This window comes from Winogradskyella sp. ABM4_392, from assembly GCF_056160445.1.
Map to the genome: position 1 here is coordinate 83,547 of NZ_JBSWXE010000007.1, position 17,777 is coordinate 101,323.

The following is a 17,777-nucleotide window of genomic DNA, read 5'->3' on the forward strand; positions in this document are numbered from 1 at the left end:
GTCTGTTTAATTATTAGTTTAGAATCAGCTTTTTAGTAATTTCACCATTATCACTATTAAGCTTCACAAAATAAATTCCACTATTAAAAGAGGATACATCTACTTTAAGTCCGTTATACAGATTTACTTTCTTACCATAAAACATAATTTTACCCTGAGTATCAAAAATTCTGATACTGGCATCTTCTGTTTTATTCCATTTTAAGTTAATCTCATCTTTAGCTGGATTTGGAAACAATGTAAAATCACTAAACTCAAAATCTTCAACACTCAGAGAAGCATCAAAAACATCTGATCTCCATAATCCTCTACCATAAGTAGCTGCATAAATTTTATTATCAACAGTATTAATTTCTAGCTCATTAATTCTAACGTTTGGTAAACCATTGCTAAATGCTACCCATCTAGAGCGTGTGTTATCAGTGTAGAAAACCCCATAGTTCATACCAACATACAAACCATCATCACCATTGTCTTGCCAAGCAAGTGCTTGAGCTACAAAGTTGGGTAAATTATTACGCATAGATGTCCATGTTAGACCTCCGTCAGTACTTAAATAAACTTTCTCACTATCAGTAGTTGCAACAGCTACTTTATTAGGATCTGAAGGGTGTACAGCTATTTCGTTTATTATAGATGTACCTATACTTAGAGGAGCAACAGTCCAATTTGTTCCACCATTTGTCGTATATCTTAAAACTCCATTAATTGCACAATACATTATTTGATTGTTACTTGGTGCAATCTTAAAATGATCTATATCTGCACTAAAATTTGGAGAAACAGAAACCCAAGTGTTACCGCTGTCATCAGACTTATATATTTCATCAAAAGCGACATATACTGTATTTTGAATAATTGGGTCTTGTTCAAATGGCACTACCCAATTCCAATTACTTTGACCGCCTTTTCCCTCGGGCTGTGTTAAACCTACTACGTTACTACCAAAAATATTATATTGGGTTCTGTATAGTGATCCGAACTGCGTAGTTCCATACATTATAGAAGCATCATTTTTATCCACAAAACCTTCCATACCATCAGCCCCTAACCAATCTGTCCAAAGTCCATCTTCTCTTAATGTTGACGTACCATTATCTTGTGAGCCACCAGTAACAACAACAGGATCTGTTTGGCTTACTCCTATTTTATAAAATTGTCTTATACCTAAACCTGGAGTTAAATCGGTATAATAATTGGCACTAACACTGATTGGATCATCTGTTCTAAAAATACCTCCATCAGTACCTACGTATAGTTTCGCATTTGTTCCTGTTCCTGCAAAATGCAATATATCCACATCTGCATGACAATATCCTATGCCTAAGTTATTTGCATTACTTGGCACCCATTGCGAAGTAATACTAAAGCTAGTTCCGCCATTTGTTGATCTCCAAGTGTTTATACCTGCTATATGAACATCATTAGCATCATTAGGATTTACAGTAATATCCATATCTCTTGGCGCTTGACCAAGAGCATCATTACCATTTGAATCGTATCCAAAAAAGTTTTGACTTAAATTTCGTTTCAGAAAAGAATTTCCGCTATCATTAGACACATATAATCCACCAAAAATACCACCATTTGCCTCAACTACATATACGATATTAGAGTTAGCCGCAGAAACGCCAATCATTTTTGGGCCTCCAGAGAACTGATTAATACCTGTACCTGTTATTTGGCTAAAGTTATTACCACCATCTACCGAAACATAAAATTCATTTCCTGAAGCATACACAGTATTAGGATTACCTGGTTTAAACTCAAAATCGTAGCCAGTATTTGGCGGAATAAAATATATTGAATTCCAAGTTACTCCTCCATTTGTTGACTTATATAGTCCATTTCCTTGAACACTTGCATAGATTTTCATTGCATTTGTAGGGTCTATCAATATTTTATTAACAGTTCCACCACCAAGATCTGTCAATGGAGACCAAGTTGAACCGCCATTTGTAGATTTAAAAATTGTGCCACTTGTAGAGCCCCAAAAATAAGTGTTACTATCAGAAGGATCAATGGCGAGAGCATATACATCTATATTAGAAAGATTGTCAGAGAGCACTGTCCAGGTTGAACCGCCATCCATACTTTTCCATACACCACCTGTTTCGCTCCCAGCGAGAATATGATCTAAATTAGACTCATCTACAGCTAAAGAAGTAATTCTTCCAACACCAGGATTCCATCCTGAGGTAGCGTCCCAGTAAGTTGGCCCCATTTCTTCCCAAGTACCAACCGTAGTTCTAGCTGCTAATCCTTCATTATTAGCACTTGCATTATAATTTTCTATTTCTGCATAATAAAATTCAGGCGATTTTAATCTACCTGTTTCGTCCATAGCACGTTCTGCAAAATACTGCCATCTCTTAAAAATCTTAAAACCTGTTCCTCTTCCTGTTCCTATAGAATCGAAATGGCGTTCAGCAACTTCAGAAATGTATTGTACAGTATGATTTCCTTCTGTGATAAGTTTACGATAGTCTTGCCCAGAAGCATTAAAAACAAAGAGTCCTAATACAACCAGTAAAAATGTCTTTTTCATAAAAATTTGAAATTAAATAGCTATTTTTTTCAAATGTACTATTTTTCATAAATTTTTGAGCAAAGAATATCATTTATGAGCCCAACTTCGATTTTAATTTTAATAGCTTGTTATTTTACAATATTGGTATTGATTTCCTATTTCACCGGAAAAGAAGATTCTAACGCCGCCTTTTTTAAGGCTAATAAATCTGCACCATGGTATCTCGTAGCTTTTGGGATGATTGGTGCCTCTCTTTCTGGTGTTACCTTTATATCAGTACCAGGTGCTGTAGAAGCAAAACAATTTGGGTATCTTCAAGTAGTTTTTGGCTATTTTTTTGGGTATTTGATCATAGCATATATTCTACTTCCACTTTATTACAAGTTAAACTTAACCTCTATTTACACCTACCTTAGAGATCGATTTGGTAAGATAAGTTATAAAACAGGGTCGGTAGCTTTCCTTATTTCTAGGACTATAGGTGCTGCTTTTAGATTGTTCTTAGTTGCTAAAGTACTTCAGCTTTTGGTTTTTGATCTTTTTGATATTCCATTTGTTATCACTGTAATTATCACCATTGCGCTAATTTGGCTCTACACATTTAGAGGAGGTATAAAAACTATAATATTTACGGATACATTACAGACTTTATTTATGCTTATATCTGTAGTTGTGACTATAGTGTTTTTAGCTTCTGCTTTAGATTTAAATAGTGTAAAAGAAATTGTTGATTACACCAAAGAAAGCAATCTGAGTAAGGTTTTCTTTTTCAATGATGGTAATGACCCACAATACTTTTGGAAAAGCTTTTTATCTGGAATTTTTATTACCATTACCATGACAGGTCTAGATCAAGATATGATGCAAAAAAACCTGACCTGTAGAAGCTTAAAAGACGCTCAAAAAAACATGCTTTCTTTTAGTGTGGTTCTCATTTTTGTGAACATATTATTCCTTATCCTTGGGTTAATGCTTACTGATTATGCAGCTAAAAACGGAATTACTGCAACTAAGGATGATTTGTTCCCAACTATTGCTATGCTACCAGAAATAGGAGTTGTCACCTCTGCTTTCTTTTTATTGGGATTAATAGCTGCAGCTTATTCTAGTGCAGATTCTGCACTAACATCTTTAACCACATCTTTTTGTTTTGACATTTTAGATATCGAAAACAAACCTGAAACATCTAAAAAGGGTATACGCAAAAGAACTCACATTGGCTTTAGTGCTGTATTGGTTATAGTAATCATTCTCTTTTATTTAATTTTTAAAGATATATCTGTCATCTGGAAGCTTTTTAAAGCCGCTGGCTATACCTACGGACCATTATTAGGACTGTTTGCTTTTGGACTCTTTACCAATTACCAAATAAAAGACAAACTTGTTTGGATTATCGCCATTATTGCACCTATTCTTTCTTATATCTTAAATCTTTACTCTAAAGAACTTTTTAATGGATATGAAATTGGTTTTGAAATTTTAATTATCAATGGTCTTTTAATGTTTTTTGGATTATTATTACTAAAACAGAAAAACTAACTTTTTAATTTTAAGCCTGTTCAAAAATAATTGTAATTGTTAATTTATTGTTAAATTATTATTATTTTTGTTAAGTTGACTAACCCTCTACCCTTAATGAAAAACTATTACATTGCTTTCTTAGCTTTGTTGTTAATTTATAATTGTAACAATAACGGAGAAAAGGATAAAAACATTAATAAGTCTTATCTTCTCTCAAAGATATCAACCGAAGATACTGGTTTGGACTTTGTTAATCTGGTAAGCGAGGATCCTCAACACAATATCATAAGTTATATTTATTATTATAATGGAGGTGGAATTGCTACTGGAGATGTTAACAATGATGGACTTCCAGATCTTTACTTTGTGGCAAATACAGGAGAAAACAAACTCTACCTCAATAAAGGAGATTTACAGTTTGAAGATATTTCTGAAAAAGCGAACATTTCTGGTAAAGCCAGTTGGCAAACTGGTGTATCAATGGTAGATATTAATAATGACGGTTTTTTAGACATATATGTGTGTGCTGTTTCTGAGTTATTAGATTTTGAAGGTCATAATGAACTATACATAAACAATGGTGACAATACATTTACTGAACGCTCTAGGGAGTTTGGATTAGATTTTAAAGGATATTCCACTCAAGCCTATTTTTTGGATTATGACAAGGATGATGACCTTGACGTTTACCTTGTAAACCATGCTGTACACACCTCTCTTTCGCATGGTAAAGCAGACATGAGAAATAAACGAGAACCACTTGTTGGAGATGTTTTACTTAGAAACGACAATAACAAATTTATTGATGTTAGCAAAGAAGCCAATATATATGGTGGTGGAAATGGTTATGGACTAAGTGCATCTGTGGCGGATTTTAACAATGATGGCTGGGACGATATCTATGTATGTAATGATTTTCATGAAGACGACTACTACTACATCAATAACAAAAATGGAACTTTCACAGAACAATTAGGGAATTCATTTACAACTATAAGCCGATTTTCCATGGGAAGTGATGTTGCGGATATCAATGGTGATGGTTATCAAGACCTTATAACTTTAGACATGCTTCCTTTTGATGAAAAAGTTATAAAAGAAACAGAAGGTGATGATTCTATGTTTAATCTACAAACGCGCCTCAGCAAATTAGGTTACAAAGATCAATACTCTCGTAATATGCTTCAAATTAATCAATTTGGAGATTATTTTACAGAAACTGCATTTATGAATAATGTAGCAGATACAGATTGGAGCTGGTCGCCTTTATTTGCAGATTATAATAATGATGGTCATCAAGATTTATTTATCTCTAATGGAATTTTAAGACGACCTAACGGCTTAGACTTTAAAAAATATATATCAAGTGCTTTTAAAGGGCGTTCTGAAGCAGAAGGATTAGAGAGGCTATACAACTCTGTGAATGAGATGGGAAGTGGTAAAGTAGCAAACCAAATTTTTAAAGGAAATTCTAAAACTTTTGAAAATAAGACAGGTAATTGGATAGAAAATCAACCCAACTTATCAAATGGCTCTATTTACGTAGACTTAGATCTAGATGGAGATTTAGATCTTGTTACCAATAACTTTGGAGAAAGCGCTTGTCTTTTCAAAAACACAACAAATACTGCTAATAACTATATCAGTCTAGATTTTGAATATAAAAGCTTAAATAAAGAAGGTATCGGCACTAAGGCCTTAGTCTATACTGATGGTAAATCGCAACTTAAACAACTTTTTAAATCTAGAGGTTTTTTATCATCCATAGAAAGCAAATTACATTTTGGTTTAGGAGATGGAACTAAAATAGATTCCATAGAAGTCATCTGGCCAAACAACGAATTGCAAACAATAGTAAATCCTGAATCTAACAAACTGTTAAAGATTAAATACACACCAACCAATATTACTTATAACTATAAGGATGCTTCTTCTAAACCTTCGTATTTCAAAAAAGAATCCTTATTAGGCTATACGCACAAAGAAGATAGTTATAACGACTTTGCACAAGAAAAACTAATTCCATATAAAATCTCAATGCAAGGTCCTGCGACAGCCAAAGCAGATGTAGATGGTAATGGATTTGAAGATCTCTATATAGGAAATGCTTCTGGAAAACCAGCTGAATTATATCTCAATACTGGAACTAACTTTAAATTATCACAACAAAACGCCTTCAAAGAAGATGCGCCTTTTGAAGATAATGATGCTGTGTTTTTTGACATAGATAACGATGGTGATTTAGACCTTTATGTTGCCTCTGGTGTCAATGAAGTAAAATTTACAGAATTACAAAACGATAGGTTATATGTAAATGACCAAGGAACATTTACAAAGTCTAAAAATAAAATCCCAAATAACAACTTGGTGACCTCAACCATTGCTGCAAATGACTACGATAAAGATGGAGATATCGATTTATTTGTAGGAAACCTGGCAGATGTTACTGATTTTGGCAAACCTGTTTCTTCATATCTACTAGTTAATGATGGTAAAGGTAACTTTTCAAAAGCACCGAATTTCGAAGTAACTTCAAAAGTAACAAATGCATTATGGAGAGATATTGATAATGATGGTTATGATGATTTACTAATCACTTCTGAATGGAACAAGCCAATGATTTATATGAACAATGGTAACAGTACTCTAAAACCTATGAGTTTACCAGAAAACATCAATGGACTTTGGCAAACTGTTACCACTTATGACATTGATAAAGATGGTGATGAGGATATATTACTAGGGAATTGGGGAACTAACACTAAGTTCAGCCTCAACTTTGATGGACCATTAATGATGTATCATAATGATTTTGATGAAAACGGAAGACCAGAAACCTTATTATCGTATAATAAAAACGGAAAATACTATCCTCTAAATTCTAAGGACGAACTTGCAGGACAAATGAATGTTGTAAATAAAGTCTATACAAATCATAAAAGTTTTGCAGGTAAGACAATTAATGAAATTATTGGTCCTGAGTATTTAGAAAATTCAAATAAGTATCAAGTTGATATTTTAGCATCAGGCTACTTAAGAAATGATAACGGAAGTTTTAATGAATTTGTAACATTTGAAGACGATTTTCAAATGGCACCAATCAATGTGTTTTCTAAAGTTTCAATAGAAGGAAGTCCTCAATTACTAATTGGCGGTAATTCTTATAAAGTTAATACATATCACGGCTCTTATACAGCTTTAAAAGGCCTTTGGCTCAAAGATGAAACCAATTATGGTAGTATTTCAGATTATGGCATAGATCCATTTAATGGTCAAATTAAACACATTGAAACTGTAGAAATGAAAACTAAAAATCTGGTTATAATAGTTTCAAACAATGATGCTTTAAAAGTTTATTCATATCAGAAGTAAATTATGAAAATTAAACTGCTTCCCTTATTAATCGTCTTGTTTTCTTGTTTTTTTTCATGTCAACAAGAAGAGACTCCTATTGCTATTTCTAGTGAAGATTACCATACTACAATAGACAAACTTACTGAAGTAATGGTGCACGATATATTTTCACCACCAGTTGCGAGTAGAATATATGTGTACCCAAATATAGCAGCTTATGAAACCTTAAACCAGAACAATAAAACCTATAATTCACTTGTTAATCAACTAAATGGATTAGACCATATAGAATCTAAAAAAGCTGAAAGTTCTAACTTAAGATTATCTGCTATTATCGCATACATTAATGTAGCCAAAGAGTTAGTGTTTACAAGAGAAAAAATCACAACATATAGAGACAGTTTATATACGATTTGGGAAACTAAAAATCCTAAAGAGTTTAATAATGCAAAAGATTACGGTATTGCAATCTCAGACCAGATAATTACTTGGATGAACTCTGATAATTATGCTGAAACACGCACAATGCCAGATTACAATATCTATACAAAAGACCCTTCGCAATGGGAACCTACTCCACCTGCCTATATGAAAGGTATAGAGCCACATTGGAACAAGCTTAGAACATTCGTACTAGACTCAGCAGATCAGTTTATACCCATACCACACCCAGAATTTTCTCTAGAAGAAGGTTCAGCGTTTCATAACGAGTTAATGGAAGTCTATAACATCACTAATGATATAAGAGAAAAAGGGGATGAAAGTGAAGAAATTCAAATTGCTCGTTTTTGGGATTGCAATCCTTTCGTTTCTGTAAACAAGGGTCATTTTATGTTTGCTGAGAAAAAAATAACACCAGGTGCACATTGGATAGGCATCTGTAAAATTGCTTGCAAACAAACCAACGCAGACTTCGAAAAAACAGTATATGCATACACCAAAACATCTATTGCTATCGCTGATGCTTTTATAAGTTGTTGGGACGAAAAATACAGGAGTAATCTTATTAGACCCGAAACACTGATAAACAAATACATCGATACCGAATGGACTCCAGTTTTACAAACACCTCCTTTTCCTGAATACACTAGTGGACATTCAGTAGTATCAGGTGCTTCTTCTGAAGTATTAACATCAATTTTCAGTGATAACTTTGCTTTTGATGACACAACCGAACTTCCATACGGATTACCCATGCGTCAATTTAAATCCTTTAGATTAGCAGCACAAGAAGCAGCCATAAGCAGAATGTACGGCAGCATTCACTACAGAGCTGCTGTAGAGATCGGAATTGATCAAGGGATTAAAGTAGGCACATTAGTAAACGACAAACTCAGCTTTTTAAAATAACTAATACTGATCAGTAGCTAATAAAACCAAAGTACAAGCCACTTCAAATTCAATATTATTCTCTCTTAGAATTTTATAAAGTTCTGGATTTTCAGTTCCTGGGTTAAAAATTACGCGCTTAGGTTTTAGATCTAAAATATAGTCGTAATAAGCCTCTTGGTGTTTAGGATTAAGATATAAAGTAATAGTATCTAAATCTTCATAAGATTTAAAATCTGTGTCTATTGTAACATCGCTTACATCTCCTTGCTTTAAACCAAATGCCACAACATCATGATTTTTCTGTCTCAACCTATTAACGGCAATATTAGAATATCTGTCTGCTTTTAAAGACGTACCAAGAACCAATGTTTTTTTACTCATATGTTAAAAGAATGTTAAGTAGTGTTAATTAAAGTAACATGATGTAAAAATAGTCGTCTAGACATTAAGAAACTATCAATCAATCAAATTTCAATCAAAAAATGAAGCAGTTCTTATTAATGCTTATTTTGGTTTCATCAACCATTTTAAGCGCCCAACCCAATTCCAACAAAGACATTAAAAATGGTTCTATATCTGGTCGTGTACTAGATGCTAGTCTTAATGAGCCATTACCTTATGTAAATATTGTTGTAAAAGATGCCACAAGCAAAGTTCTTACAGGAGGTATTACCGATAATGAAGGAAATTTTACAATCGATAAAATTCCTGAAGGTAATATACAAGTAGAGATTACATTTATAGGATATAAAACCATCTTAAAAAATGAAACTATCGGAAAAGGCAACTATAATATTAAGATGGGAGATATTCTCTTAGAAGAAGATTCTGAAAGTCTAGATGAAGTTACAGTTGTTGCAGAAACCTCTACTATTCAACAAAAAGTAGACAGAAAAGTAATTACAATTGGTAAAGATTTACAAACTGCTGGTGCTACAGCCAGTGAGATTATGAATAATTTACCATCAGTAAGCGTAGATCAACAAAGTGGTGCTATAAGTTTGCGTGGAAATCAAAATGTGCGTGTTATGGTAGATGGAAAACTATCTAACATACCTGCAGATCAGTTATTAAAGCAAATCCCATCTACTTCTATAAAAAGTATAGAGCTTATTACAAATCCATCTGCTAAGTATAACCCAGAAGGTATGAGTGGCATTATAAACATAGTACTTCATAAAAATACTATGATAGGTTTTAATGGCAACCTAAATATAAGCTTGGCAAACGACATAGAACCAAAATTTAATAGTTCTATAGATGCTAATTACAGAAACGGAAAGTTTAATTTTTATGGTTCTTACAGTAATGGAATTATAAAAAATTACAACTATGGTCGTATCAATAGAGTTGAACAGCAAATCACTCAGGATTTTAATATTCTAGACGACAACCAATCACACTTGTTTAAGGTAGGTTTAGATTTTTACTTAGATGACAAAAACACAATTTCTGTATTTACCAATCAGAACACCTTTGATAATACGGTAGATGTAAATACGTTTATAAACTACCTCGCAGATCCATCATTAGACGAATCGCAAGCTATTTTTGCAGAAAACGAAAATGACTCTCAGCAATACAACTTCAACTATAAGCACGATTTTGCTGATGGGCACAATATAGAATTAGAAGTAGATCACAATGTTTTTGGAGATAATGGAGGCACACAAAACACCTTCTTTAGTTCTCAGCGTCCTAACTTTATGGAAGAGACAGAAACTGACAGAACACGTACTACTATTAATCTAGATTATGTAAATCCACTTTCTGAAACTGCAAAATTAGAATTAGGATTACAAGCACGCTTGTTTGAGAATAGTATTTTCTATGAATCAGATGGACGAGAACAGAATGAATCTGGTCAATATATTCCAACTACTACGCTTTTTGACTACTCAAGAGATATCTATTCTGCATATGCTACTTATGGTAAAAAATTAGAAAAATGGTCTTACCAAATAGGCATAAGAGCAGAGAATGTTACTGTAGATTCTGATGCTTTTAGAAGAGACTTAGATGCCAATACAGACTTAGAAATTCCTTTTGAGAACGATTATTTTGAGTTGTATCCTTCAGCATTCTTTACGTATACACCATCAGAAAAAAATTCGTACCAATTAAGTTACAGCAGACGTATTGACCGACCAGGTATTGGCCAGGTAAATCCATTACCTCAGTTTAATACCGCTTTAATTTCACAGTTTGGTAACCAAGAATTATTACCTCAGTTTACCAACTCAATGGAAGTAAACTATACTAGACAATTAAAAAAGGGAAGTGTTACAGCAGGAGTGTTTTACAGAATTATAGAAGACGAAATACAACAAGCCATATTAATAGACAGAGCAGATACTAACCGTTTAATACTTACCAATCTTAACTTTGACAACACATCGTCTTACGGAGTTGAGTTATCCTCTAATTACAGACCAACAAAATGGTGGAGTATCAATGCTAGTTTCGATTTATTTTCACAAAAGCAAAAAAGTATTGCTGAATCGTTTGACACCAATGGAGATATTGTATTAAACTCGGTTGAAGTAGATAACGTGGCTTGGAATTTTAGAGCCTTTAACAACTTTAAAGTGAGTAATAGTTTAAGTTTTTCTGCCTTTGGAATGTATAGAGGAAAAAACAAAAACATTCAGTTTGAAATGGAAGACATGCTTATGGTTAACCTTGGTATGCGTTACACCTTTATGGAAGGTAAAGCCAGCTTTAGTCTTAACTACAATGATATTTTTGACACCATGTTTGCGCAATTTAACGGACAGCGACCTTTTTTACAGAGAGGACAATTTAACTGGGAGAGTCAACAAATATCAGGTAGATTATCTTACCGATTTGGTGGTGGTAAGTACAGAGCAAAATCGCGTAAGCAAAGAGATAATGATGTTAAACAAAGTGGTGGTGGCATATTTTAACACTCAAAAGTGTCACAATACCGAAGTCACATAGTCTTTATAAAAGAAAGACTTAAAACAAATTTAATAGTTTACATAAATAGTTGATGGTTAGTGTTAATGTTTAACTATTAGATAGAAAACCCTGACAGTTTAATACTGGTCAGGGTTTTTGTTAAATACACGTTAAATATGTTAATCTCTGAAATAATTATAAGCCTATTACGTCTAAGTATGTGAGATAAGTTTTAAGTAATAGTTGTTATAAGATTTTTTTAAATTTTATAATTGAGTGTTAGTTAAATTGGTTAATAGCTGAAAAGCCCAGACAATTTAGATTGTTTGGGCTTTTTTAGTTATAGTTATTTAGTCGCAATAGCTACACAAGTAGTTACTAACAGTTTTTATTCAGATGTAATTGTTTCCGTTCCAGTTTCAAAATCATATGTAATTGTCGCTGAATTTGGAATAAGTGAAAAAACGTTAATAACTTCATTTTGGTCAGATGCATTATATAATCTAACGATGAAATGGTTTATATTATTAGTAACTTCTTCAACTCTTATTCCAACAACTTTATATCCTTTTACAAGTTTTTCTGTCAATATTGATAAAGTTCCGTTTAATTCCCCTGAAACTGTTTCGGTTTCTTCAACTATTTGGTCATCACCATCTGTTGTAATAAGAGTAACTTGATATTCATATAGTTCAACTTGATTAACACCAGAAATTACAACCTCAAAATCAAATATATAATCTTGAAATTGAGATAAATCTATAGTATCATTATCATTGTCAGATGAACAAGATAAAATCATAAAACCTAATAAAATTGTAGATAGTAAATTCAGTTTTTTCATTCGAATAGTTTGGCTTTTGATTGCGATTACGCATTGTTATCTGCAATCTTTTTTATTCAATTTTTACATAATTGGACAATACTAAAACATAAAACATCTCATTAATATTTTCTGTATTTTCAGGTAAGAAATGCATAAATACAATATTCTTATTGTCAACTTTTCGAATACTAATAATGTTCGAACTGTATGTTAAGGATTCTATTTGATCTTTGGGCAGAATTTTCAATAAAGCTTTGTCTTTGATTTGACATTGAGGTTCGTCATAATTTAAGGTTAGTTCTCCTTTGTTTATTTCCCATGTTCCACTTATAATCTCTTTGTTGTCTAAAATGTTAAATTTTCCGTCATTCGTTATTTCAATTTTCTCAAAAACTTGTAAGTTGTATGGTTTTCCATTCGATGTTTTAACACTGTTCAAATTCCAAATTCCGATTATATCTTTATTAATTAATAAACTGTCCTTTTTAGTTAACAATTCCAATCTTGTATCTTCCAAAATATACATATTGATAGAATCTAAATTTTTAGACATTTCACTTTTTAATAGAACTTTGCCTTTTGGATTTAGAGAATCATAAACTACAATTATGTCTTCTGGACTTACTTGACCAAATCCCAATTTACAAGTTAGGATTATTAATAAAGTAATTAGTTTTTGTTTCATTCGTTACGTTTTTTATTGCAGATAACTTGTTAAATGACAATAAATATAACCATTATCCCATCATATTTTAAGGATAACAAAAACTAACCTTTATTTTACTTAATTCTAATCAAAAAAAAATCCTGCTTTCGCAAGATTAATCATCAACAGCTTGGCCAACAACTTGCCTAAACTTCCAACCAGTTTCGTCATCGCTGGTGTTTGCGGTTTGTTTCATTATGATACCGATGATGTTCTCTTTTGGGTCTGCAAAATACTGGGTATTGAAGTAACCTCCCCAATCAAATGTACCTACACTACCTTTTCCACCTTTAGCTTGTCCGTTTTCATTAAGCACACCAAAAGCCAATCCGTAATAAGCGCCAGAACCTTTCCATAAATCGCCAATCTGATTAGCCATCATACTCTCAATTGTCGTTCTACTTAAAATACGTACACCATTCAACTCACCATTATTAAGATACATCTGTAAAAACGTTGCATAGTCTTTTGCCGTACTCGATAAACCTGCTCCTCCCGAAAAAAATGTTTTTGCCCCTTTTATTGGATAATTTGAGTCATAAAAATCTTCAGCATAGTTAGTCCACTTACCATCCTTTCGGGTTTGAAGACTTACCAACCGGTCATGTTTTTCCTTTGGCAAATAAAACCAGGTGTCATCCATTCCTAAGGGATCAAAAATATGCTCTCTAAAAAACTGGTCTAAAGGTTTTTCCGAAATTACTTCTATAAAATAACCCAACACATCCAAACCTTCACTGTAAGTGAATTTTTCACCAGGATTATGATGTAAAGGAAGCTTGGCTAGCTTCTTTACATTCTCACCAATTGTTATATTCTCAATAGTAAATAAATCTGTTATACCTGCGTCTTCATATATTTTTCGGAATCTTTCATCACCATCAATTACACCATATCCTATTCCAGATGTATGAGTCAGTAAGTGTCTTATAGTAATTGGATTTTTAGCTGGTATGGTTTTATAAGTGCCATCAGCATACAATGTATCTAAAACTTGAGCATTTTCAAATTCGGGAATGTATTTAGAAATTGGTTCATCTAAACCAAATTTCCCTTCTTCCCAGAGCATCATAACAGCTGTAGATGTAATGGCTTTAGTTTGTGACGCTATTCTAAAGATATCATCTTTTTTTAGTTTTCTACCTGAATCATTATCAGCATAACCAAAGGCTTTATGATAAACTATTTTACCGTTTCTAGCCACCAAAGCAACTGCTCCTGGAATCTGGGATTTTTCAATAGCTTCAAGACAAACCGAATCTATACGTGCCAAACGTTCTTCAGACATACCAACATTGGCTGCGTTAGCTTCTGTAAGCGGTAAAGATCTCTTTGTAGATTTAGTTTGCGAAGTACTAACAAAAAAACAAAAAGTAATGACAATAGAGAGTGTTAGCTTCATATTGGCAAAAATTTATTTACCATTTTATAATTGCGCTTCCCCATGTAAAACCACTACCAAATGCTGCCAAGACTACATTGTCACCTTCTTTTATTTTACCTTCTTCCCATGCTTCGGTTAGAGCTATTGGTATGGAGGCTGCAGTGGTGTTTCCGTAGCGCATAATATTATTATAAACTTGGTCGTCACTAAGACCAAACTTCTTTTGTATAAACTGAGAGATTCTTAAGTTGGCTTGGTGCGGAATTAACATATCTATATCTTCCTTTTGCAATTTGTTAGTTGTTAAGCCTTCAATAATCGCTTCACTAAAACGTACCACTGCATGCTTAAATACAAACTGGCCATTCATATAAGGGTAATAAGACACATCGTCTGGGTCGTTTTCTTCCATTATGGTATCTACCCAACGGCCAGTACTAGGACCTTCTAAGGCTAATTCTTTGGCATACTTACCTTCAGAATGTAAATGTGTAGATAAAATACCTTTGGTGTTATCTTCTTCTCTACTCAATACAACTGCTCCTGCTCCATCACCAAAAATAACAGTTACGCCTCTACCTCGTGTAGAGCGCTCTAAACCACCAGAATGATTTTCACTACCAATCACCAATATATTTTTGTACATACCAGTTTTAATAAATTGGTCTGCCACAGATAATCCATAAATAAAACCAGAACATTGATTACGTACATCTAAAGCACCAATAGTATCCATTTCTAAAAGTTCTTGCACTCGTACTCCACCACCAGGAAAGTACATATCTGGACTTAATGTCGCAAAAATGATAAAATCAATATCATCTTTAGTTAATCCTGCACGTTCTATAGCTATTTTGGCAGCCTTAGCTCCCATTAAAGATGTTGTATCATCACTTGTTTTTGGGTCTATCCATCGACGTTCTTTTATACCAGTACGCTCTTGTATCCACTCATCACTGGTATCCATCCATTGTTTTAAATCATTATTAGTCACTACGTTCTCAGGAACGTACTTTCCTAAACCTGTTATTCTCGAATTGTACATGTTTATATAATAGTTAGAACTGCAAATTTAACCCATTTCTAAAGAAACTAACTCCAATTCGTTATGCATGCATAATAGTTTAAGTTATGTCATCTTGTCACAATTCTTCAATTGGTATTTTATTTGAATGAAGTTGTGAAGAAATAAATTGACTAACAACGTCACTTCGAGTGTTTCGAAATGTATCGAGAAGTCCTCGATACTTCGACTTCGTCTCAACTTGAACTGACATTAAACTTTTAATAAAATGGCAAAAGGAAGTATTAATGTATCGGTAGAAAATATCTTTCCGTTAATTAAAAAATTCTTGTACTCAGATCACGAAATCTTTTTACGTGAGCTTATCAGTAATGCAACTGATGCAACTTTAAAACTAAAGCACTTAACTAGCATTGGCGAATCTAAATCTGAATATGGTGAGCCAAAAATTGAAGTAAAAATTGATAAGGAAGGTAAAAAGCTTCATATTATAGATCAAGGTTTGGGTATGACAGCCGAAGAGGTTGAAAAATACATTAACCAAGTAGCATTTTCTGGTGCTGAAGAATTCTTAAATAAATACGAAGATTCGGCTAAAGATGCTGGTATTATTGGACATTTTGGTCTTGGGTTCTACTCTGCGTTTATGGTAGCAGATAAAGTAGAAATTATAACAAAATCGCACACTGATGCACCTGCTGCTCATTGGACTTGCGATGGTTCTCCTGAATTTACTTTAGAAGAAGCAGATAAAACAGATAGAGGTACCGAGATTATTCTGCACATAGCTGAAGGTGAAGAAGAATTCTTAGTAGAAGGTAGAATCCGTGAGTTGTTAACTAAGTACAACAAGTTCATGCCTATTCCAATTAAGTTTGGAACTAAGGAAGTAAATGACCCTGATTTTACACCAAAAACCACAAAAGATAAAGACGGGAAAGAAACCACCGAGCCTCACAAACAAATTACTGTAGACGATATTATCAATAACCCTAATCCTGCATGGACTAAACAACCTGCTGAATTAGAGGACCAAGATTACAAAAACTTCTACAGAGAGCTGTACCCAATGCAGTTTGAAGAGCCGCTTTTCCACATTCATCTTAATGTAGATTATCCGTTTAACTTAACAGGAATCTTGTATTTCCCAAAAATGAGGAATGATCTTAACATTCAAAAAGACAAAATTCAACTGTATCAAAATCAGGTTTTTGTAACCGATAATGTTGAAGGTATCGTTCCTGAATTCTTAACCATGTTAAGAGGTGTTATCGATTCGCCAGATATTCCGCTAAACGTTTCTCGTAGTTACTTACAGGCTGATGGTGCAGTGAAAAAGATTTCATCTTACATTACACGTAAGGTTGCTGATAAGTTAAAATCGCTTTTCAATAGTAATCGTGAAGATTTCGAAAAGAAATGGGACGACATTAAAATTGTAATTGAATACGGAATGCTTTCTGAAGAAAAATTCTTTGAAAAGGCAGATGCATTCGCATTATACCCAACGGTTGATGGTAAATACTTTACGTTTGAAGAATTAACCAATGCTATTAAAGCTAAGCAGACTGATAAGGATGATAAAATGGTAATTCTTTATGCATCTAACAAAGATGAACAGCATGCTTACATCCAGGCAGCTAAAGATAAAGATTACGAAGTGTTATTATTAGATTCACCAATTGTGAGTCACTTAATGCAAAAGTTAGAAACCACTAAAGAAAATATTTCTTTTGCACGTGTAGATGCAGATCATATTGATAACCTTATCAAAAAAGACGACACTACAATTTCCAAGTTATCTGAAGACGAAAAAACTAAGTTAGATGAGCTTTTAAAAGAAGTTGTGCCTTCAGAGAAATTTATGGTACAATTAGAAGCTATGGACAGCAATGCGTCGCCATTTATGATTACACAACCAGAGTTTATGCGTCGTATGAAAGAGATGCAACAGACTGGAGGTGGCATGTTTGGCATGGGTAATATGCCAGAAATGTACAACTTGGTGGTGAACACAAACCACGACTTGGTAAGTGAAATTTTAAATACCAAAACCAAGAAAAAGCAAGAACGTTTAATAAATCAAAGTTTAGACTTAGCACGTTTGTCTCAAGGACTTCTTAAAGGTGAAGAGTTAACAAACTTCATTAAGCGTAGCTACGAGATGATAAAGTAATT

At 33.2% G+C, this 17,777-nt stretch carries 11 protein-coding genes; 5 read left to right on the forward strand and 6 right to left on the reverse strand.

The window, feature by feature from the left end; all coding sequences use genetic code 11:
• Positions 1 to 13: 13 nt before the first annotated feature.
• A complete protein-coding gene (locus ACXAFS_RS13625) occupies positions 14 to 2,548 on the reverse strand; it encodes a T9SS type A sorting domain-containing protein (RefSeq protein WP_475307620.1) in 2,535 nt (844 codons plus the stop codon).
• A 75-nt stretch (positions 2,549 to 2,623) separates the two neighbouring features.
• Between ACXAFS_RS13625 and ACXAFS_RS13630 the strand changes: the two genes are divergently transcribed.
• From ACXAFS_RS13630 to ACXAFS_RS13640, 3 genes are all read left to right on the forward strand, one after another.
• The gene (locus ACXAFS_RS13630; protein WP_475307621.1) at positions 2,624 to 4,069 is read left to right on the forward strand and encodes a sodium:solute symporter; all 1,446 of its coding nucleotides are present in this window, start codon (positions 2,624 to 2,626) and stop codon (positions 4,067 to 4,069) included.
• Between the two features lie 96 nt (positions 4,070 to 4,165).
• A complete protein-coding gene (locus ACXAFS_RS13635) occupies positions 4,166 to 7,423 on the forward strand; it encodes a VCBS repeat-containing protein (RefSeq protein ID WP_475307623.1) in 3,258 nt (1,085 codons plus the stop codon).
• A gap of 3 nt (positions 7,424 to 7,426) precedes the next feature.
• Positions 7,427 to 8,755, forward strand: coding sequence for a vanadium-dependent haloperoxidase (locus ACXAFS_RS13640; RefSeq protein ID WP_475307625.1), 1,329 nt, complete (start codon positions 7,427 to 7,429; stop codon positions 8,753 to 8,755).
• Here ACXAFS_RS13640 and ACXAFS_RS13645 read toward each other — a convergent pair whose 3' ends face one another.
• Positions 8,756 to 9,118 carry a CoA-binding protein gene (locus ACXAFS_RS13645; RefSeq protein ID WP_475307626.1) on the reverse strand — a complete coding sequence of 121 codons (363 nt, stop codon included), beginning with the start codon at positions 9,116 to 9,118 and terminating at the stop codon, positions 8,756 to 8,758.
• Positions 9,119 to 9,219: 101 nt separating this feature from the next.
• Between ACXAFS_RS13645 and ACXAFS_RS13650 the strand changes: the two genes are divergently transcribed.
• On the forward strand, positions 9,220 to 11,664 hold the full coding sequence (locus ACXAFS_RS13650) for a TonB-dependent receptor (RefSeq protein ID WP_475307628.1): 2,445 nt from the start codon (positions 9,220 to 9,222) through the stop codon (positions 11,662 to 11,664).
• 383 nt (positions 11,665 to 12,047) lie between these two features.
• Here the strand turns inward: ACXAFS_RS13650 and ACXAFS_RS13655 are convergent, their stop codons facing one another.
• From ACXAFS_RS13655 to ACXAFS_RS13670, 4 genes are all read right to left on the reverse strand, one after another.
• The gene (locus tag ACXAFS_RS13655) at positions 12,048 to 12,503 is read right to left on the reverse strand and encodes a hypothetical protein (RefSeq protein WP_475307629.1); all 456 of its coding nucleotides are present in this window, start codon (positions 12,501 to 12,503) and stop codon (positions 12,048 to 12,050) included.
• Between the two features lie 52 nt (positions 12,504 to 12,555).
• Positions 12,556 to 13,170 (reverse strand): hypothetical protein, encoded by a 615-nt coding sequence (locus ACXAFS_RS13660; protein ID WP_475307631.1) that lies wholly within the window; start codon positions 13,168 to 13,170, stop codon positions 12,556 to 12,558.
• Between the two features lie 136 nt (positions 13,171 to 13,306).
• A complete protein-coding gene (locus tag ACXAFS_RS13665) occupies positions 13,307 to 14,593 on the reverse strand; it encodes a serine hydrolase domain-containing protein (RefSeq protein WP_475307632.1) in 1,287 nt (428 codons plus the stop codon).
• A 16-nt stretch (positions 14,594 to 14,609) separates the two neighbouring features.
• Positions 14,610 to 15,620, reverse strand: coding sequence for a 3-oxoacyl-ACP synthase III family protein (locus tag ACXAFS_RS13670; RefSeq protein ID WP_475307634.1), 1,011 nt, complete (start codon positions 15,618 to 15,620; stop codon positions 14,610 to 14,612).
• Positions 15,621 to 15,867: 247 nt separating this feature from the next.
• On the opposite strand from ACXAFS_RS13670, the gene htpG reads away from it, so the two are divergent.
• Positions 15,868 to 17,775 (forward strand): molecular chaperone HtpG, encoded by a 1,908-nt coding sequence (gene htpG, locus ACXAFS_RS13675; protein WP_475307635.1) that lies wholly within the window; start codon positions 15,868 to 15,870, stop codon positions 17,773 to 17,775.
• Positions 17,776 to 17,777: the final 2 nt, after the last annotated feature.